Annotated in this window: 17 protein-coding genes; 12 read left to right on the top strand and 5 right to left on the bottom strand. The window is 57.0% G+C overall.

Annotated elements, in window-relative coordinates:
• The first annotated feature begins 400 nt into the window (after positions 1 to 400).
• Both hglS and ACVCAM_RS05485 read left to right on the top strand, forming a co-directional pair.
• The gene (hglS, locus tag ACVCAM_RS05490; RefSeq protein WP_008502270.1) at positions 401 to 1,744 is read left to right on the top strand and encodes a 2-oxoadipate dioxygenase/decarboxylase HglS; all 1,344 of its coding nucleotides are present in this window, start codon (positions 401 to 403) and stop codon (positions 1,742 to 1,744) included.
• A gap of 43 nt (positions 1,745 to 1,787) precedes the next feature.
• Complete coding sequence (locus ACVCAM_RS05485) at positions 1,788 to 3,293, top strand: carboxylesterase/lipase family protein (protein ID WP_407223340.1); 1,506 nt, start codon at positions 1,788 to 1,790, stop codon at positions 3,291 to 3,293.
• Here ACVCAM_RS05485 and ACVCAM_RS05480 read toward each other — a convergent pair.
• Entirely contained in the window at positions 3,280 to 4,122 is an 843-nt protein-coding gene (locus ACVCAM_RS05480; protein WP_008502268.1) for a LysR family transcriptional regulator, read from the bottom strand. The two genes, ACVCAM_RS05485 and ACVCAM_RS05480, sit on opposite strands and share 14 nt — an antisense overlap.
• A gap of 114 nt (positions 4,123 to 4,236) precedes the next feature.
• Here ACVCAM_RS05480 and ACVCAM_RS05475 point away from each other — a divergent pair, with 114 nt between their 5' ends.
• From ACVCAM_RS05475 to rimL, 4 genes are all read left to right on the top strand, one after another.
• Entirely contained in the window at positions 4,237 to 5,406 is a 1,170-nt protein-coding gene (locus ACVCAM_RS05475) for a pyridoxal phosphate-dependent aminotransferase (protein WP_021242532.1), read from the top strand.
• 10 nt (positions 5,407 to 5,416) lie between these two features.
• Positions 5,417 to 6,190 carry a transporter substrate-binding domain-containing protein gene (locus tag ACVCAM_RS05470; protein WP_021242531.1) on the top strand — a complete coding sequence of 258 codons (774 nt, stop codon included), beginning with the start codon at positions 5,417 to 5,419 and terminating at the stop codon, positions 6,188 to 6,190.
• Between the two features lie 242 nt (positions 6,191 to 6,432).
• A complete protein-coding gene (locus ACVCAM_RS05465) occupies positions 6,433 to 8,088 on the top strand; it encodes a glucan biosynthesis protein D (RefSeq protein ID WP_407223341.1) in 1,656 nt (551 codons plus the stop codon).
• Positions 8,089 to 8,191: 103 nt separating this feature from the next.
• On the top strand, positions 8,192 to 8,731 hold the full coding sequence (gene rimL, locus ACVCAM_RS05460; RefSeq protein WP_039025093.1) for a 50S ribosomal protein L7/L12-serine acetyltransferase: 540 nt from the start codon (positions 8,192 to 8,194) through the stop codon (positions 8,729 to 8,731).
• Here rimL and ydcK read toward each other — a convergent pair.
• Complete coding sequence (gene ydcK, locus ACVCAM_RS05455) at positions 8,726 to 9,706, bottom strand: YdcK family protein (protein ID WP_248249264.1); 981 nt, start codon at positions 9,704 to 9,706, stop codon at positions 8,726 to 8,728. The two genes, rimL and ydcK, sit on opposite strands and share 6 nt — an antisense overlap.
• A gap of 122 nt (positions 9,707 to 9,828) precedes the next feature.
• Between ydcK and tehA the strand changes: the two genes are divergently transcribed.
• Positions 9,829 to 10,830 carry a dicarboxylate transporter/tellurite-resistance protein TehA gene (gene tehA / locus ACVCAM_RS05450; protein WP_407223342.1) on the top strand — a complete coding sequence of 334 codons (1,002 nt, stop codon included), beginning with the start codon at positions 9,829 to 9,831 and terminating at the stop codon, positions 10,828 to 10,830.
• On the top strand, positions 10,830 to 11,423 hold the full coding sequence (gene tehB, locus ACVCAM_RS05445; protein ID WP_045353998.1) for a tellurite resistance methyltransferase TehB: 594 nt from the start codon (positions 10,830 to 10,832) through the stop codon (positions 11,421 to 11,423). Before tehA ends, tehB begins: the two co-directional genes overlap by 1 nt.
• Here the strand turns inward: tehB and pepT are convergent.
• Positions 11,420 to 12,649: a peptidase T gene (gene pepT / locus ACVCAM_RS05440; RefSeq protein ID WP_045335805.1), complete on the bottom strand. Its 1,230-nt coding sequence runs from the start codon at positions 12,647 to 12,649 to the stop codon at positions 11,420 to 11,422. The two genes, tehB and pepT, sit on opposite strands and share 4 nt — an antisense overlap.
• Before the next feature lie 111 nt (positions 12,650 to 12,760).
• On the opposite strand from pepT, the gene ACVCAM_RS05435 reads away from it, so the two are divergent.
• Positions 12,761 to 14,356: an ABC transporter substrate-binding protein gene (locus ACVCAM_RS05435; RefSeq protein WP_106105917.1), complete on the top strand. Its 1,596-nt coding sequence runs from the start codon at positions 12,761 to 12,763 to the stop codon at positions 14,354 to 14,356.
• A gap of 135 nt (positions 14,357 to 14,491) precedes the next feature.
• Positions 14,492 to 15,166 carry a DUF3313 domain-containing protein gene (locus tag ACVCAM_RS05430; protein ID WP_008502258.1) on the top strand — a complete coding sequence of 225 codons (675 nt, stop codon included), beginning with the start codon at positions 14,492 to 14,494 and terminating at the stop codon, positions 15,164 to 15,166.
• A 34-nt stretch (positions 15,167 to 15,200) separates the two neighbouring features.
• Here ACVCAM_RS05430 and ACVCAM_RS05425 read toward each other — a convergent pair whose 3' ends face one another.
• Complete coding sequence (locus tag ACVCAM_RS05425; protein WP_008502257.1) at positions 15,201 to 16,097, bottom strand: DMT family transporter; 897 nt, start codon at positions 16,095 to 16,097, stop codon at positions 15,201 to 15,203.
• A gap of 173 nt (positions 16,098 to 16,270) precedes the next feature.
• Here ACVCAM_RS05425 and ACVCAM_RS05420 point away from each other — a divergent pair, with 173 nt between their 5' ends.
• Positions 16,271 to 17,143, top strand: a complete 873-nt coding sequence (locus ACVCAM_RS05420) for a helix-turn-helix transcriptional regulator (protein ID WP_023292442.1) — start codon at positions 16,271 to 16,273, stop codon at positions 17,141 to 17,143.
• Here ACVCAM_RS05420 and ACVCAM_RS05415 read toward each other — a convergent pair.
• Positions 17,123 to 18,289, bottom strand: coding sequence for a benzoate/H(+) symporter BenE family transporter (locus tag ACVCAM_RS05415; RefSeq protein ID WP_123922426.1), 1,167 nt, complete (start codon positions 18,287 to 18,289; stop codon positions 17,123 to 17,125). The two genes, ACVCAM_RS05420 and ACVCAM_RS05415, sit on opposite strands and share 21 nt — an antisense overlap.
• An 89-nt stretch (positions 18,290 to 18,378) precedes the next feature.
• On the opposite strand from ACVCAM_RS05415, the gene ACVCAM_RS05410 reads away from it, so the two are divergent.
• Positions 18,379 to 18,906 (top strand): helix-turn-helix domain-containing protein, encoded by a 528-nt coding sequence (locus ACVCAM_RS05410; protein WP_248261489.1) that lies wholly within the window; start codon positions 18,379 to 18,381, stop codon positions 18,904 to 18,906.
• The last annotated feature ends 73 nt before the right edge of the window (positions 18,907 to 18,979 follow it).

Genomic DNA, 18,979 nt, shown 5'->3' with positions numbered 1-18,979 from the left:
CGTTATTTTTAAATATTTGTAAATTTGCGCTTCGCTTGCGTTGGAAATATGGATAGACAGGAAGGACTTGTAAACAACTGTTCAGATTATTCCTAACTTTGAGCTAAAAATTTGAAAGCTGAGGATAAAAATAATGACGCACTCAAATTGGTTGATTTGCAGTCAGGGGAAAATAAAAAATACTCCTTTATAGCTAGAAAGCGAAACCCTAAATAATTATAAGGAAAATCCTGGATAAAAAGCGACAGGCGCGAAAGGGCGGTTTCGTTAAGGCTTGTTCAGAGGCCAGTCGCACACGGTTTGACCACTGTCGTCTTAAGATCACAAATCAGAAATCTTTCCCCCCGGAAGGAACGGGTTTCTCTACACTCCAGGTAATATTCACTGGAGGCATGACATCATGGCGAACACCATCACGGCTGATGACATTCGGGAACACTTTTCGCAGGCTATGTCGGCGATGTACCAGCAGGAAGTTCCGCAGTACGGCACCTTGCTTGAACTGGTAGCGGACGTAAACCTGGCGGTGCTGGAAAATGATCCACTATTACATGAACAACTGGCAAACGCCGATGAGCTTGCGCGTCTGAACGTCGAGCGTCACGGGGCTATTCGCGTCGGCAGTGCGCAAGAACTTTCAACCCTGCGCCGTATGTTTGCCATTATGGGGATGTACCCGGTCAGCTATTACGATCTCTCCCAGGCGGGGGTGCCGGTCCACTCAACGGCATTTCGGCCGATTGATGATGCGGCGCTGTGCCGTAATCCGTTCCGCATCTTTACTTCGCTGCTGCGCCTTGAGCTGATTGAAAACGTCGCGCTGCGCGAACGTGCGGCGGAAATTCTGTCTCACCGAAACATCTTCACCCCGCGCTGTCTGGCGCTTCTCGATCTGTATGAATCGGAAGGGCAGTTTACCGTCGAGCAAGCGCAGGAGTTTGTGCAGGAAGCGCTGGAAACCTTCCGCTGGCACCGCCATGCGACGGTCGATCAGGAGACTTATCTCGCGCTGCATAACGAGCACCGGCTGATCGCCGATGTGGTCTGCTTCCCGGGCTGCCACATCAACCACCTGACCCCGCGTACGCTGGATATTGACCGGGTGCAGGAGCTGATGCCGAAGTACGGTATCGAGCCGAAAATTTTGATTGAAGGGCCGCCGCGTCGCGAGGTGCCCGTCCTGCTGCGTCAAACCAGTTTCAAGGCGCTGGAAGAGCCGGTGCTGTTTGCCGGTGAACACAAAGGCACCCACACCGCGCGCTTCGGTGAGATTGAGCAGCGCGGCGTGGCGCTGACCCCGAAAGGCCGGGAACTGTACGATAGCCTCCTTGCCCAGGCCGGCACCGGCAAAGATAACCTGACGCACCAGCTGCATCTGCAGGAGATCTTTAGCGCCTTCCCTGACAGCGAACTGTTAATGCGCCGTCAGGAGCTGGCGTATTTCCGCTATCGTCTGACGCCAGCGGGTGAAGCGCATCGCCATGCGTTCCGGCCTGGCGACGATCCGCAGCCGCTGATCGAGCGCGGATGGGTCGTCGCACAGCCGATCACCTACGAAGATTTCCTCCCGGTCAGCGCCGCGGGGATTTTCCAGTCCAATCTCGGGAACGAAACGCAGGCCCGCAGCCATGGTAACGCCAGCCGCGATGCGTTTGAAGCGGCCCTCGGCTGCCCGGTGTATGACGAATTTACCCTCTATGAGGAGGCTGAAACGCGCAGCAAACAGCGTTGCGGTTTGCTCTGAAAGCGTTACTCTGCTGGGGTGTGATGGAAAAAATAAGGTCGTTATGCAAAATCCTTCCGCCCCTGTGGTTGAAACGCGCCAGGGCGCACTGTCTGGTTTAACCTATGAAAATGTCCACGTCTGGTGCGGTATTCCTTATGCCGCACCGCCCGTTGGCGAGTGGCGCTGGCGCTCCCCGCGGCATCCTGAGCCGTGGGATGGCGTTCGCGAGGCTACCGCTTTTTCGGCCTCAAGCTGGCAAAGCAGCGAATATTGCCAGGAGCTGGGCGGGGGCGATCCCGGTCAGTTCTCGGAAGACTGCCTCTATCTGAACGTCTGGTCTCCCACAGAGCGCGCCGGGCCGCTTCCGGTTATGGTCTGGCTGCACGGCGGCGGCTTTACCATCGGTGCGGGTGGCTTACCGCCCTATAACGGCAAAGCGCTGGCCACGCGCGGCGTGGTTGTGGTGACGATCAACTACCGTCTCGGTCATCTTGGCTTTTTTGCCCATCCCGCGCTGGAAGGCGAGGAAGATCGCGTGGTGCATAATTTTGCCCTGCTGGATCAGATCGCCGCCCTCGAATGGGTAAGGGACAATATCGCCGCATTTGGTGGCGACCCCGCTAACGTGACCCTGTTTGGCGAATCCGCGGGCGCGCGCAGCGTGCTCTCTCTGCTGGCCTCTCCGCTTGCAGAAGGATTGTTCCATAAGGCGATTGTGCAAAGCGGGTACACCTTGCCGGACACGCCGCGAGAGCAGGCGTTGCAAAAAGGGGAGGCGCTGGCCGCCCATTTTGGCCTGGAAAAGGCGACAGCCGAGCAGCTGCGCGCTATTCCGCCGGAGGCGTTCTGGCCGCTCACCGCGCCGCTGAACATTGCTCCGGCCCCCATCGTCGGGGATTGCGTTCTGCCTGAAGCGATGCTGGACGTCTTTTTCGCCGCTCGCCAGCACCCCGTGCCGGTAATGATCGGCTCGAACAGCGATGAGGCCAGCGTTATGGCGGTGTTTGGCATCGATCTCGCCGGGCAAATCCAGAAGATTCGCCGGGAGCGCCGCTTCGGGCTGGGGCTGATTAAGCTGCTCTATCCGGGCGTCAAAGGCGATGAGGAGCTGGGCCGGCAGGTGTGCCGCGACATGGCGTTCACCACGATGGGCTACGTCGTGATGCAGGCGCAGCAGCGCGTCGGCGGATTGTGCTGGCGTTACTGGTTTGACTATGTTGCGGAAGCGGAACATGCCACCTATATCAACGGCGCGTGGCACGGCAATGAAGTACCTTACGTCTTTGATACCCTCGGCCAGGTGGAGCCTTCACGCCAGTATGTCAACGAACGGGATGTGCAGTTTGCTGCTCAGGTGGCCGATTACTGGGTGAGCTTTGCGCGAGACGCAGGACCTCGCGAGATCCTGCCCGGGCCGACGCACTGGCCCGCATGCCGTAAAGGGCGGGACGTTTTATTACGCATTGGCGTGAATAAACATGCAGGTTTCAGGCTTGAAAACCGCTTTATGCGCGCCCGGATGAGCCTCTTCAAACGGGTGATGAAGCACCACGTCAGCCTCGATTAAGCAAACAGGCGCGAAACGCCGCCAGCCCATTTTCCTCGCCTGGCGTTTCGCGCAGCACCAGCCGGTAGCTCGCGCCGGTTTTTATGCTGGTTTCATAAGGCCGCATCAGTCTTCCCGCGCGGACATCTTCGGCCACCAGCGTTTCGTCGGCAATGGCAACGCCCAGCCCCTGAATGGCGGCCGTGATGGCGAGATCCATCGTGTCGAAGTGTTGATTTTTGTGCATGGCAAAGCCCGGACCTTCCTGTTTCGTCAGCCACAGCGACCAGTCTGTTTTATCCCTTGTCGGATGCAGGAACGTCAGCGATCCCAGCGCTGCACCCGCCCGCACCGGGCTTATCACCGGGGTGAGCGCCTCTTCGAACAGCAGGTCGCCTGCGCTCATGTGCGTGCCGAACACGATGGCCGCGTCGTAAGATTCGGTTTTGAAATTGACGTTATGATCGGTGGTGGTGGTCAGGGCGATCTGCAGATCCGGCTGCTCACGCTCCACCTCCAGCAGGCGCGGCACCAGCCAGCGCATGGCGCAGGTGGGCGCCTTGAGCCGGATCACGGTTTGCTGGCTGCGGGCCTGGTCGGCCACGGTCAGCAAGTGTTCGAACGCAGACTGCAGTTCCGGGAGCAGGGCGCAGCCCTGTGAAGAGAGGCGCAGGCCGCGCGCGTGGCGTTCAAAAAGCGGAAAGCCAAACCAGGCCTCGAGGGAGGCTATCTTGCGGCTCACGGCCCCCTGCGTCAGACAAAGCTCTGCGGCAGCATGGGTGAGATTCAGGTGACGCGCGGTGACTAAAAATGCGTCGATGGCATTGAGCGGGAGCGAACGGCGCGACATGAAAACACCTCAGCTATGCATTTTTCTCATGGCTATTATGACAACAATTCGATTGTCCCGACAACAGAGATGTTGTTTGAATAGTTATGCAATGTCCATGAGAAGGGAAAGAGGATGACTTTACAAACGCCTGTGCAAACGCGCTCCAAACTGCCCGATGTGGGCACCACGATCTTTACCGTTATCGGCCAGCTCTCGGCGCAGCATAACGCGATAAACCTTTCTCAGGGCGCACCGAATTTTTCCTGCGACCCGAAGCTTGTTGCGGGCGTCACCCGCGCGATGGAGGCAGGGCATAACCAGTACGCGTCGATGACCGGCCTGCAGACGCTCAAAGAGCGCATTGCCGATAAAATTGCCACGCTTTACGGCACGCAGTATGACCCGGGCCGCGAGGTGCTGGTGACCGCCAGCGCCAGCGAAGGGCTCTACTCGGCAATCAGCGGGCTGGTGCATCCGGGCGATGAGGTGATCTATTTTGAGCCGTCATTTGACAGCTACGCGCCGATTGTCCGCCTGCAGGGGGCAACGCCGGTTGCCATCAGGCTCACCGTGCCGGATTTTGCCGTCAACTGGGACGAGGTTCGCGCCGCGATCACCCCGCGCACGCGCATGATTATCATCAATACGCCGCACAACCCGAGCGGTCAGGTCTTCTCCGCCGACGATCTGCAGCAGCTGGCGGCGCTGACCCGCAATACTGACATCATTATTTTGTCTGACGAAGTGTACGAACACGTGGTGTTTGACGGTGAGCCGCACCACGGGATGGCTACGCACCCGCAGCTGGCGGAGCGTAGCGTGATTATTTCTTCTTTCGGAAAAACCTATCACGTCACCGGCTGGCGCGTGGGTTACTGTGTTGCACCGGCGGTACTGATGGACGAGATTTGTAAAGTCCATCAATTTTTAATGTTCTCTGCCGATACGCCAATGCAGCACGCGTTTGCTGAACATATGGTCGACCCGCAAACCTGGCTGTCGCTGTCGGCGTTTTACCAGCGCAAGCGCGATCTGCTGCAGAGTCTGCTGGCCGATTCGCCGTTTACGCTGCTGCCAAGCGCCGGCTCGTTCTTCATGCTGGCGGACTACAGCCAGTTCAGCGACGAGCGCGACAGCGAGCTGGTGAAACGGCTGATCGTTGAGTACGGTGTTGCCACCATTCCGCTGTCGGCGTTTTATGCGGACGGTACGGATAATAAATTGATTCGTCTCTCTTTTGCGAAAGATGAGGCGACGTTACGGGCAGGTGCCCAGGCCCTGTGTCGGGTTAAACCACGCTAAGGAGTTTGAGATGAAATTACGCGCGCTAGTTGTCGGCATGGGATTGCTGTGTACCTTTTCCTCCTTCGCAGCGTCCGAGCTGCGTTACGGTCTGGAAGCCGAATATCCGCCGTTTGAAAGCCGCAATGCGGCAGGCGAACTGGAAGGATTTGACGTTGAGCTGGGGAATGCCATCTGCAAAGCGGCAGCGCTGAAGTGCAGCTGGGTGGAAACCTCGTTTGATGCGCTGATCCCGGGGCTGGTGGCGAAGAAATTCGACGCCATCAACTCGGCGATGAACATCACCGAGCAGCGCCGCAAGAGCATTGATTTTACCCAGCCGATCTACCGTATTCCGTCGCAGCTGGTCGGCAAGGCCGGGACGGCGGTCGAGGCGACGCCTGAAGGGCTGAAGGGGAAAACCATCGGCGTGCTGCAGGGCTCCATTCAGGAAACCTATGCCAAAGAGCACTGGGAAAAGCAGGGTGTCACCGTGGTGTCGTATAAAGATCAGAATATGGCCTGGGGCGATCTGCTGAATGGCCGTATCGACGCCTCGCTGGTCATGTCCGCGGCCGGGCAGGCAGGTTTCCTCAGCAAGCCGCAGGGAAAAGGGTTTGGCTTCATCGGCAAACCGGTGTCTGACGACACCATCCTCGGCAGTGGGATCGGTTTTGGGTTGCGCAAAGGTGATGAGGCCACCAAAAAGCAGCTTGATGCCGCAATTGATAAGGTACGTGCCGACGGCACGATCGCCAAACTCGCTGATAAGTACTTCCCGGGTATCGATGTCAGCGTAAAATAACCGCCTCATTGGCCCCGTCAGCTGATGTCCTGACGGGGCATTTTTATACACATTTTCCAGGCTTTCTTTACACCACTTTCGGGCCGTTCTGGTCGACAGAAAATATTTCTCACTTTGTTCATATAATCACCGGCCAACAATTGGATTCTTAACCATTTTTGTTTAGGCTGTGCGTTCTTTCTTGCCGTCATTTCGCCGAGTGCGGAACACATTCACACGACCATAAGGACGTTTTTCCAGGCATGAATCGCAGACGTTTTCTAAAAGGCTCGCTGGCAGTGGCAGCCCTGAGCGGCACATCCGGCCTTGCTTCCCTGTTTTCCAAAGCGGCATACGCTGCCGACTCTGACATTGCTGACGGCCAGAGCCGTCGTTTTGACTTCTCCGTACTGCAATCCATGGCGCATGACCTGGCGAAAACCCCGTGGGGTGGCGCGCCGCGTCCGCTGCCGGAGACGCTGGCAACCATGACGCCGCAGGCGTACAACGCCATTCGCTACGACGAAAAGCAGTCTCTGTGGAACAACATTGAAGGGCGTCAGCTGGACGTGCAGTTCTTCCATATGGGAATGGGATTCCGCCGCCGCGTGCGGATGTTCTCGCTGGACCAGTCGACCTCTATGGCGCGCGAGATCCACTTCCGTCCTGAGCTGTTCAGCTACGGTGAAACGGGCGTGGATACCAAACAGCTGGAAGGGCAAAGCGATCTCGGCTTTGCGGGCTTCCGCGCGTTTAAGGCGCCGGAGCTGGCGCGTCGCGATATCGTCTCTTTCCTGGGGGCCAGCTATTTCCGTGCGGTGGACGACACCTACCAGTACGGCCTTTCCGCCCGCGGTCTGGCGGTAGACACCTTTACCGACACGCCGGAAGAGTTCCCGGACTTTACCGCCTTCTGGTTTGAAACCGTCAAGCCCGGCGACACCACCTTTACCGTCTATACGCTGCTCGACAGCCCGAGCATCACGGGTGCCTATAAATTCGTGATCCACTGCGAGAAGAGTCAGGTGATCATGGAGGTGGAAAACCATCTCTTCGCGCGTAAGGACATCAAGCAGCTCGGCATTGCGCCGATGACCAGCATGTTCAGCTGCGGCAATAACGAACGCCGCATGTGTGACACTATTCACCCGCAAATCCATGACTCCGACCGCCTGGCGATGTGGCGCGGCAACGGGGAGTGGATCTGCCGTCCGCTGAACAACCCGCAGAAGCTGCAGTTCAATGCCTATATGGACAAAAACCCGAAAGGGTTCGGTCTGCTGCAGCTCGATCGCGATTTCTCGCACTATCAGGACGTGATGGGCTGGTACAACAAGCGTCCAAGCCTGTGGGTGGAACCGCGTAACGACTGGGGTAAAGGCGCGGTTGGCCTGATGGAGATCCCGACCACCGGTGAAACGCTGGATAACGTGGTCTGCTTCTGGCAGCCGGAAAAAGCCGTCAAAGCGGGCGACGAGCTGGACTTCAAATATCGCCTCTACTGGAGCGCGATGCCGCCGGTGCGCTCCCCGCTGGCCAACGTCTACGCCACCCGCACCGGCATGGGCGGCTTCCCGGAAGGCTGGGCACCGGGCGAAAACTACCCGAAAGTGTGGGCCCGTCGCTTTGCCATCGACTTCGTCGGCGGCGACCTGAAGGCTGCTGCGCCGAAAGGCATCGAGCCGGTGATTACGCTCTCCAGCGGTGAAGCGAAGCAGGTAGAGATCCTCTACGTTGAGCCGTTTGACGGCTATCGCATTCTGTTTGACTGGTACCCAACGTCGGATTCGACGGAACCGGTGGATATGCGCCTGTTCCTGCGCTGCCAGGGCGATGCCATCAGCGAAACCTGGCTGTACCAGTATTTCCCGCCAGCGCCGGATAAACGTCAGTATGTTGACGACAGGGTTATGCGTTAACCCTTGTGGGATTGTGCCGGGTGGCGGCTTCGCCTTACCCGGCCTACAGTTTCGAAACGTAGGCCGGGTAAGCGCTAGCGCCACCCGGCAATTGAGAGGCACCATGTCTTCAGAAATCATCCCCGTCACCCAGGATATCGAACTTCGCGCCGTCGAAGAGCGCTACACCGCCGACCTGCACAATCTCGTTGTTAAAAACAGAGCCTTTCTGCAAACAGCCTTTGACTGGGCGCAGCACGTGGGCAGCGAAGAGGATACCCGCCGCAACGTGCAGAGCAACCAGATGCTGCACCAGCGCGGCTACGCCAAAATGTTTCTGATCTTCAAGGATGATGCGCTGGTTGGCGTCCTGTCGTTCAACACCATTGAACCGACCAACAAAGCCGGCTACATCGGCTACTGGCTGGATGAAGCCCACCAGGGTCAGGGCATTCTCTCTCAGTCACTGCAGGCGTTTATGCGCTACTACGCTGAACGCGGTGAGATCCGTCGTTTTGTGATCAAGTGTCGGGTGGCGAATCAGCACAGCAACAGCGTTGCCGTGCGCAACGGATTTACGCTGGAAGGGTGCCTGCGGGAAGCGGAATACCTGAATGGCCGCTTTGACGACGTGAATATCTACGGCAGGATTTATACCCTATAACGCACCCAGCAGCGGCGTGCGGGTGATGCGCTGGTCGCCGTTTATCACTTTTTCGCCGCGCAGATGAATGCTCTCGCCAGCAAACGCTTCTATGACCGCATCGTCGGTGATTTCAACCCGATGCTCGATAAGCACATCGCCGCTGATTCGCGCGCGCCCCTGGATCACCACTTTATCATCCAGCATGATCGGCCCGCCGCGAAGCCATGCCTGACCGCCAATCAGGACGTGATGCTTGATGACACAGTTGCCTTCAACCACGGCATTCTCCGCAATCTGCGAGCTGTAGCGCACCGTCGGGATGGCATCGTCGTCGAAACCGGCTATTACGCGGGCGTTGCCGTAGACTTTCGCGCAGTCGCACACCCAGACGTTGTTGAGTTCATTACCCTCCAGGATCGCGTTGTCGAAGACTTCGGCCCGGTGTTCAACGAAGGCAAAATGAACCATCGCCTCGCCGTAGATTTGCGCCTGGTGCACAATGCGCGACTGGCTCACCGTCGCCTTATCGTAGATTTGCAGAATCTGTTCATGGTCCGGCGTCAGCCCTTTGGCAGCAATGACCACGCTGTGATGCAGCACGCGCGCGTCGCCGTAGATATGGCACTCGCCCCGTACGCAGGATTGCTGAATGGTGACGTTGTCACTTATTCGCGCCCCGTGGCTGACCTCCGCGCCGTCCACCCAGCAGCTGTCGCCGATATGCGCGTTATGGCTAATGATGCACGGCAGGGTAAGACGCGCGTTGCCGGAGACGACTGCCCCCGCGAACACCACGCTGTTTTCATCGTAGATCCAGCAGTCGCCGTCCTGCGCGAGGGCGCGCTCATCGTCAATCCAGCCGCCTCTCGTGCCGACTGTCACGTCGTTAAAGTCCGCCGTGGCGATAATCTGCCGCAGCGTGGTGGCGTGGGTGGTTTCGCCGTTTTTCCATTGCCAGAGGCGGGTTTCATCGCTGAGCCGGTACTTTTTCATCGTTTGATCTCTGGTAAGCATCTCAACTAAACGTAGCAAATTTTCGGCTGTTCGTTTCGCTGGCATCCGCTGCAGAAACCGCTTAAAATGGCATTTAAAATACATTTTAAAAATTAAAATAAATGAATAAATTTAACAAACCCCAACAGGTACTTAACTTGCCCGCAGGGTATTTTGGCATGGTGCTTGGCATCATCGGGATGGGTTTCGCCTGGCGATACGCCAGCACCCTCTGGCCAGTGACGCGTTGGCCGGGTGAGGGCCTCGTAGCCCTTGCGCTGATATGCTGGTTTCTTTTAACGGTCGCGTTTGTGACGCGCGCGATCCGTTTCCCCCGCAGCGTGCTGGCAGAGATGCGACACCCGGTGATGAGCAGTTTTGTCAGCCTTTTCCCGGCCACCACGATGCTGGTCGCCATCGGTTTTGTCCCCTGGTTTCGCGCGGTGTCACTGGCATTGTTTGGCATTGGCGTGGTGGTGCAGCTTGCATACTCCGCCTGGCAAAGCGCCGGGTTATGGCGCGGGAAACATCCGCAAGAGGCGACCACGCCTGGATTATATCTGCCTACGGTGGCGAATAATTTTATCAGCGCGATGGCATGCGGTGCCCTGGGCTTCAACGATGCAGGGTTAGTCTTCCTTGGCGCAGGCGTCTTTTCCTGGCTCAGCCTGGAACCGGTTATTCTTCAGCGTCTTCGTAGTGCAGGAGAACTGCCCTCCGCACTGCGTACTTCATTGGGTATTCAACTGGCGCCCGCGCTGGTGGCATGTAGCGCCTGGTTCAGCGTAAATGGCGGTCAGGCAGATACGTTTGCGAAAATGCTGTTCGGCTATGGTCTGCTGCAGCTGCTATTTATGCTCCGCCTGATGCCATGGTATTTGTCCCAGCCGTTCAATGCCTCATTCTGGAGTTTTTCCTTTGGCGTATCGGCCCTGGCAACCACGGGTCTGCATCTGGGACAAAGCAGTCCGACGGGCTTTTTTCACGCCATTGCCGTGCCGCTGTTTATCTTCACCAACGCGATTATTGGGTGGCTGTTGGTGCGTACATTGATTCTGCTGCTTCAGGGCAAACTTCTGGTTCGTGCTGATAAAGCGCAGCTTATGCAATCCGAGGAACAATAATGACCGTCGATGAGAATTACTTCACTGAGAAATATGGCTTAACCCGTACCCATTCAGAAGTGCTGTACAGCGCGGAGATTGTGAAGCCCGGTAAAACGCTGGATCTGGGCTGCGGCAACGGCCGTAACAGCCTTTATCTTGCAGCCAACGGCTACGATGTCACCGCGTGGGACAAGAACCCGATGAGCATCGACAATATTGAGCGCATCAAGGCGGAAGAAGGGATCGCTAATCTGCATACCGCGATTAAGGATCTGAACAACCTGAGCTTTGACGGCCAGTACGATTTTATTCTCTCTACCGTGGTGCTGATGTTCCTGGAGGCAAAAACCATCCCGGGCCTTATCGCCAATATGCAGCGCTGCACGACGCCGGGCGGTTACAATCTGATCGTTGCCGCCATGGATACGGCAGACTACCCCTGCACGGTCGGCTTCCCGTTTGCGTTCAGGAGCGGTGAGCTGAGCAACTACTATGAAGGCTGGCAGTTGCTCAAATACAACGAAGACGTTGGCGAACTGCACCGCACCGATGAAAACGGCAACCGCATCAAGCTGCGCTTTGCCACGATGCTGGCACGCAAGCCCGCTTAACGGGCGGCGAGCAGGCAGATCTGCAGGGCAGTCTTATAAGACGCCTCAAACGACGACAGCGGCAGGAATTCAAACTTCGAGTGGAAGTTATGCGCCCCGGTGAAGAAGTTCGGGGTGAGTAGCCCTTTAGCCGAGAGCGCCGCGCCGTCGGTGCCGCCGCGCATCGGCGTCGGTTTCGGCGTGATGCCGAGCGATTCCATCGCCTCGAACATCAGATCTATGGCGCGTCGGTCTTCGCCAATCGCATTGCTGATATTGCTGTAGGTATCTTCAATGCGATAGTCCACGCTGGCCGTCGGATATTGGGCGGCAATCAGCGCGGCCACGTCGGCAATCTGCTGCTTGCGCGCGGCAAAGCGCTCCTTGTCAAAGTCGCGGATATTGGCCTTAAGAACGGCCTCGTTCTGTCCGGCCTGAATGCCGTTAAACCAGATATAGCCTTCACGTCCCTCGGTGCACTCGGGCGTTTGCTGGCGGTCAAAATGGCTGATGTAGTCAGTCGCCATCAGCAGGGGATTCACCAGCACGCCTTTCGCGGACATCGGATGCGCCGTCACGCCGGTAAAGCGGATTTCAGCGGCTGCCGCATTAAAGTTTTCGTAGACAATTTCCCCCAGCTCGCAGCAGTCGATAGTCCAGGCGAAGTCGACGTCAAAGCGCTTAAGATCGAGCGCTTTTGCACCGTTCAGGCCGATCTCTTCGTCAGGCACAAACGCCACGACGATATCCCCATGCTGATGTTCCGCCGTCAGGTTTTCCAGCACCGTCATGACCACCGTGACCGCCGATTTATTATCGGCACCCAATACGCTGGTTCCGTCGCTGAAAATAATCTCCTCGTTCGGATAAGCCAGAATTTCAGGGTGCTCCTCTACCCGCAGCCAGATGTCTTTCTCTTTATTCAGACAGAGATCTTCACCGGTAAACGTTAATATTTGTGGATGAATATCCGGTGAAAGTCCCACGTCGACGGTATCAATATGGGTAATAAAGCCGATGCGCGGCGCACCGGGCACGTTGCCTTTTTTTACCGCCGTTACCGTGGCAAATTCATCAATCACAATGTCGTCTAACCCCAGCTGTGCCAGCTCCTGCGCCAGCTCGCGCGCCATGTCGTGCTGGCCCGGCGTTGAGGGCAGAGTTTTGACTCTGGGATCGCTCTGGCTGGTGATCGCGAGATAGCGGAAAAAACGGTGCGTTAATTGTCTGGAAAGCGGCGAGCCCATAGTGATTTGTTCCTTATTTATTTTTCGGGTGTTTGCCACTTCACTTTAATGTTATTTATGAAATGGCAAAAGAATTAATTAGCCGTCGAATTAAAAAGACAGGAATAAATGATGACAAGCAAACTCACAACTTTCACATTGGCGCTCGCGGCACTCACGGTCAGTTCCGCCGTCGCTGCAAAAACGCTGGTGTATTGCTCCGAAGGATCGCCGGAAAACTTTAACCCTCAGCTTTACACCTCGGGAACCAGCGTCGACGCCAGCGCCGTGCCGGTCTATAACCGTCTGGTCGATTTCAAACCCGGCACCACGGAGCTGGTGCCGAGCCTGGCGGAGCGCTGGGAGGTGAGCGACGACGGCAAGGTTTACACCTTCCATCTGCGTCAGGGCGTGAAGTTCCAGAGCAATAAATCCTTCACGCCAACCCGCGACTTTAACGCCGACGACGTGATTTTCTCGTTTATGCGCCAGAAAGACGTGAATCATCCCTACCACAACGTCTCTAACGGCAGCTACTCCAACTTCGAAAGCCTGGAGTTCGGCAGCCTGATAACCGCCATTGATAAAGTCGATGACCACACCGTGCGCTTTACCCTGGCGCACCCGGAAGCGCCGTTTGTCGCCGATCTGGCCTGGTATTTTGCCTCAATCCTTTCGGCGGAGTATGCCGACGCGATGCTGAAAGCGGGCACGCCGGAGAAGGTGGATATGGAGCCCATTGGCACCGGGCCGTTTAAGCTGGCGCAGTATCAGAAGGATTCCCGGATCCTGTTCACGGCGTTTGCCGACTACTGGCAGGGGAAATCGAAGCTGGACAGGCTGGTGTTTAGCATCACCCCGGATGCCTCCGTGCGTTTTGCCAAAATTGAGAAGAACGAATGTCAGGTGATGCCGTTCCCGAACCCGGCCGATCTGCCGCGCATGAAGGCCAATAAAGATATCAACCTGATGAGCAAAGCCGGACTGAACACCGGTTTTCTGGCGTTCAATACCCAAAAACCACCGCTGAATAACGTAAAAGTCCGTCAGGCGCTGGCGATGGCCATCAACAAACCGGCCATTATTGACGCGGTGTTCCACGGTACCGGAACGGCGGCAAAGAACCTGCTGCCGCCGGGCGTCTGGAGCGCCGACAGCGAGCTTAAGGATTACGACTACGATCCTGAAAAAGCCACAGCGCTGCTGAAAGAGGCCGGCTTTGCCAGCGGCGTCAGCATCGATTTATGGGCGATGCCGGTCCAGCGGCCCTATAACCCGAATGCGAAACGCATGGCGGAGATGATTCAGGCGGACTGGGCGAAAATTGGCGTACAGACCAAAATCGTTACCTACGAGTGGGGCGAATACCTTAAGCGTGTGAAGGGCGGGGAACATCAGGCCGCGCTGATGGGCTGGACGACGGCCACCGGCGATCCGGATAACTTCTTCGGCCCGCTCTTTACCTGCACCTCGGCGAACGGTGGGTCAAATTCGGCGAAATGGTGCTATAAGCCGTTTGATAAGATCGTTGCTGAAGCCAAATCGATAACCGATCATGATAAACGGGTGGCGCTGTATAAACAGGCTCAGCAGATGATGCATGACCAGATGCCTGCGGTGATGATTGCGCATTCAACGATTTTCGAACCGGTGCGCAAGGAGGTGAAAGGCTATGAAATCGATCCGTTTGGCAAACATCTGTTCTGGCAAGTGGATATAAATCAGTAATTTTTCACTGCCCGGCATGCGTCCGGGCAATCTTTTTGCAATTTGTGCTCCCGGCATCATTTTTTGTCACAACAAACCCGCCAGACTTTTGCTATAACTTCAAATGCATACTTGCAGATAACATGGAAAACTATCATGCGTACTCAAACTTTTTTTAAAGTTGCAGTGCTTACTGGTCTGTTGGCGTTGGCGGGCTGTTCTTCAAAAGTCGCCGCTCCGGAACAATACTCCGGCTTTTTAAAAGATTATTCAGGCTTGCAGCAAACGACCTCGGCGACGGGAAAACCAACGCTGCGTTGGGTCGATCCTTCTTATAATGAAGCTAACTACGACAGTATTCTCTGGACACCAATTACCTATTACCCAACGCCAAAACCCACCACGCAAATTGGGCAAAAAACGCTTGATGAGTTGTTGAATTACACCAATAACAAAATGAAAACGGCGATTGGTACGCGTAAGCCAGTTGTCACCACGCCGGGTAAACACAGCCTGATTTTCCGTGGCGCGATTACCGGGGTGAGTTCGCAGAAAGAGGGGCTTCAGTTCTATGAAGTGGTGCCTGTTGCGCTGGTGGTTGCCGGGACGCAGATGGCAACCGGACACCGCACCATGGATACGCATCTCTTCTTTGAAGGCGAGCTGATCGATGCGGCCACCAACAAACCGGTCATGAAGGTGGTACGTAAAGGCGAAGGTAAAGAGCTGAATAACGAAAACACACCAATGACCTTTGCGACGCTGAAGCAGGTTGTTGATGACATGGCGACGGACGCCACCATGTTTGATGTGAAAAAGACCGCAAAATAAAATAAAAAGGCCTGCGTAATGCAGGCCTTTTTATTTATGCCATTCGTAAGCGTCTGAACCAGGTTTCCGGTTTGGTAAACATCACCATATTTCCTCCCAGAATCAGCACTAATCCCACGATACCGTTGACATGCCAGACGTAGCCTTCATACACCGTGGAGATGGAGAGCGCCACCAGCGGAAAGAGCAGCGTGCTGTAGGCCGCTTTGCCCGGGCCAATACGTCCCACCAGCGTGAAGTAGGCGCCAAACGCAATCACCGAGCCAAACAGGGCCAGATACACCAGCGCGCCGAGATAGCTCACCGTCCATTCCGGTACAAAGCTATCGCCTCTGAACAGAGCAATGCAGCCCATCACCAGCGTGCCATAGAGCATCGCCCAGGCGTTGGTGGTCATGGTTTCCAGGCCTCTGCGCTGATGGCGCATGCTGATCATATTACCCAGCGAGAACCCATACGTGCCGAGTGCGGAAAGGCCAATGCCCGTCAGGAGTGACGCGCTCCAGCCGCTGGCCAGCAGGTCGTCCCAGAAGAGGGTGACAATCCCGACCAGCCCCAGTGCCGCCGCCGTCCAGAATCGCGCGGGCGGGCGCTGTCCGAAGAAAATAAAGCTGTTAATGGCGTTGTAGAGCACCGCCATGGAGAAGATCACCGACTCCAGCCCGGTATTGATATGTGCCGCTGCCGTGTAAAAACACCAGAAGTTAAAGCAGAAAACACAGCATCCCTGAAGCAGGCAAAAAAGATGATCCCGAAGCGCCAGCGTGCGCAGGCGACGCAGGGCGAGTAACACCACCATCATGGTGAGGCTGGCGACGGCGAAGCGCCAGAAAATGGACACCGGCGCCGCGACGGGGCCCTGCTGCAGGAAAATCGCAATCCAGGTGGTTCCCCAGATAATGACCACGAGTCCGTATAATAATGCGTTCATAGTTGTCTCTTCTTAAACCGCGGAAGCCCGCAGTATGACGCTGAGCTGCGTAACGGGCTTTCACCCGCTTGCGGCAGACTTGCAAAATCTTGCGCTTTTTTCTTCTGGAGGGACTGGCAACGGGCGGCAACTCTTCTTAGACTGATATTCCAATTCTTCACGCGCTAACGGTTATGTCTCACGCTTACGATACCTTTGAAACGCTTTGCCAACAGAATGCAGTCCTGCGGGAAACCGTCTCGCTGAATTCGGGTATTCAGCTGGCCGCGTGGTACAACAAGCACGACACGATCACCGTAAAGAGCAACCATCATACCCTCAGCCTGTACGTGGCGGACGGCTACGAAAGCTATCAAAAAACGCCAGGAGGCTGGAAGAACGGCGGGGGGCCGGACCGTTTCTGCCTGATGCCCAAAGAGAGCGAATCGACGTGGGATATCCGCGATGACCTGTCGTTTGTGCATCTCTACTGCACCGATGAACACCTGCGCGACGTGGGAGAAAAAATCTGGGATAAGCGGCCGCTTTCGCTGACCCTGGACGAGCGTATTTTTGGCAGCGACCCGAAGATCACCACGCTGTATCGCCAGTTTTTACTGGGCTGTGACTGGCAGCAGCACGCCAACCAGCTTACCCTGAGCACGGCCTCCACGCTGCTGCTGACCCATCTGCTGCAAAACTACTCAAACGTGCAGTGGAAGCTGCCGGTCGTTACGGGAGGGTTATCGCCGTTCGTGCTGCGCAACGTCCTCGCCTTTATCGAAGAGAACCTGGGGCAGCCCCTGACGCTGGCCGAGCTGGCGGCGCAGGCTGCCCTCAGCGAATACCATTTTGCCCGCATGTTCCGCCAGTCGACGGGGCTGGCACCGCATCAGTACGTGATGCACAGGCGAATGGTCAAGGCGAAAGAGCTGGTGCAGCATACCTCCATGCCACTGACGGACATTGCGCTGGCCTGCGGGTTTAACTCCGCCAGCCACTTCAGCAACCGCTTTCGCAGCGCGACGGGCATGACGCCGTCGCAGCTACGCGCGGCGAGCGCGTGAAAACAGGGCGTAGCATACTCCGCCCAGCACCAGCCCCCAGAATGCCGAACCGATGCCCAGGATCGTGACGCCGCTTGCGGTCGTCAGAAACGTGACGATGGCCGCGTCGCGCTCCGCCTCGTGACTCAGCGCCTGATATAAACTCCCGCTAATGGTGCCCAGCAGCGCCAGACCGGCCAGCGTCTGGATCCAGCTGAGCGGCAGGGCGGCCATCAGCCCGGTAATAGAGCCACCGAAAATTCCCGCCAGCAGATAAAACCCGCCGGCTGCGATGGCTGCCAGCCAGCGTTTATCCGCGTCCGGATGTGCATCCGGGCTTTGACAAATGGCGGCGGTAATGGCCGCAATGCAGATAGAAAAGACGCCAAACGGAGAAAACAGCAGCGCCAGTCCACCCGTCACGATGATGAGCGGTGAGGCCGCCAGCGGGTAGCCGGAGGCTTTCATCGTGGCGAACCCCGGCGCGTTTTGCGAGGCCATGGTCACGAGGAAGAAGGGCAAGCCAATACTCACCAGGCTGGTGAAGGTGAAGGCGGGCGCAATAAATTCGGGCATCACCAGTGAAAGCGTGAGCTTATCCGTGACAACGTCACCACCGGCCCATGCCACCATACCGCCCACCAGCAGCGTGACCACGATGGCATAGCGCGGCGACAGCGCTTTGGCGATCAGCCACGCCGCAATCATGCTGCCGCACAGCAGAAAGTGTCCCTCAAGATTCGCAAACGCGTGCAGGCCAAACTGCAGCAGTACCCCGGCCAGCATGGCGGCAGCAAGCGAATGGGGGATCAGCGTCATCAGACGGGCGAAAAGCCCGGTAACGCCGCAGAGCAAAATAAGCGCGTTCGCAAAGATGAACACGCCAATGGTTTCCGCCAGCGTGACGCCGTGCAGGCTGGTGGCGAGCAGCGCCGCGCCGGGCGTCGACCAGGCGGTCAGTACGGGCGCTTTGTACCACCAGGAGAGCGCCAGCGTGCTGATGCCCATCCCAATCCCCAGCGCGGTCATCCAGCCCGCAATCTGCTGCGCGCTGGCGCCTGCCGCGGCGGCGGCCTGCCAGATGATGGCTGCCGAGCTGGCGTAGCCCACCAGCACGGCGACAAATCCAGCCAGTGCGACTGGAATAAGATGAGAGGAAGGGCGCATGAAAACTCCGTTGTGCGTTATAACGTCCACAGTAAGGTAGCACTGTGCGTTATAGCGTACAAGTGGTATGCTCGTCTTCAGGAGGAAATATGGACATCACACAACACCTTGCAGCAACACTGAAAACATTACGCCAGGCACGGGGCTGGAGCCTGTCGAAGCTGGCTGACGAAACCGGCGTATCAAAGGCCATGCTCGGGCAAATCGAGCGAAATGAATCCAGCCCCACGGTGTCGACGCTGTGGAAAATTGCCACGGGACTGAACGTGCCGTTTTCCGCTTTCATCACACCGGAGGCGGACCGGCAGGCGGTGTTTGACCCGCAGCAGCAGGCGATGGTCGTCAAGCCGCTCTTTCCGTGGGACGAGGCGCTCCGGTTTGATTATTTCTCCATTACCCTGGCCCCCGGCGCCCTGAGTGAATCCACGCCGCATGAGGCGGGGGTGATTGAACATGTGGTGGTGGTCAGTGGCGAGCTGGAGATGAAGCTCGAGGGCAAGTGGCAGACGATTTCAGCCGATTCCGGCGTCCGTTTTGCCGGCGATAAACCGCACGCCTACCGCAACAGCAGCGACCGGGCGGTGCATTTTCACTCCCTCATTCATTATCCCCGCTGAGGCTACGCAAAACTGTTTCGCTGACGCAGACTTCTGACTACAATAGCCGCCATTTTGACCATAACGGATAACG

The organism is Enterobacter sp. CFEC122, assembly GCF_052983755.1.
Note: the sequence above shows the minus strand (reverse complement) of the source record. Positions and strands in the feature narration are given on the sequence as shown.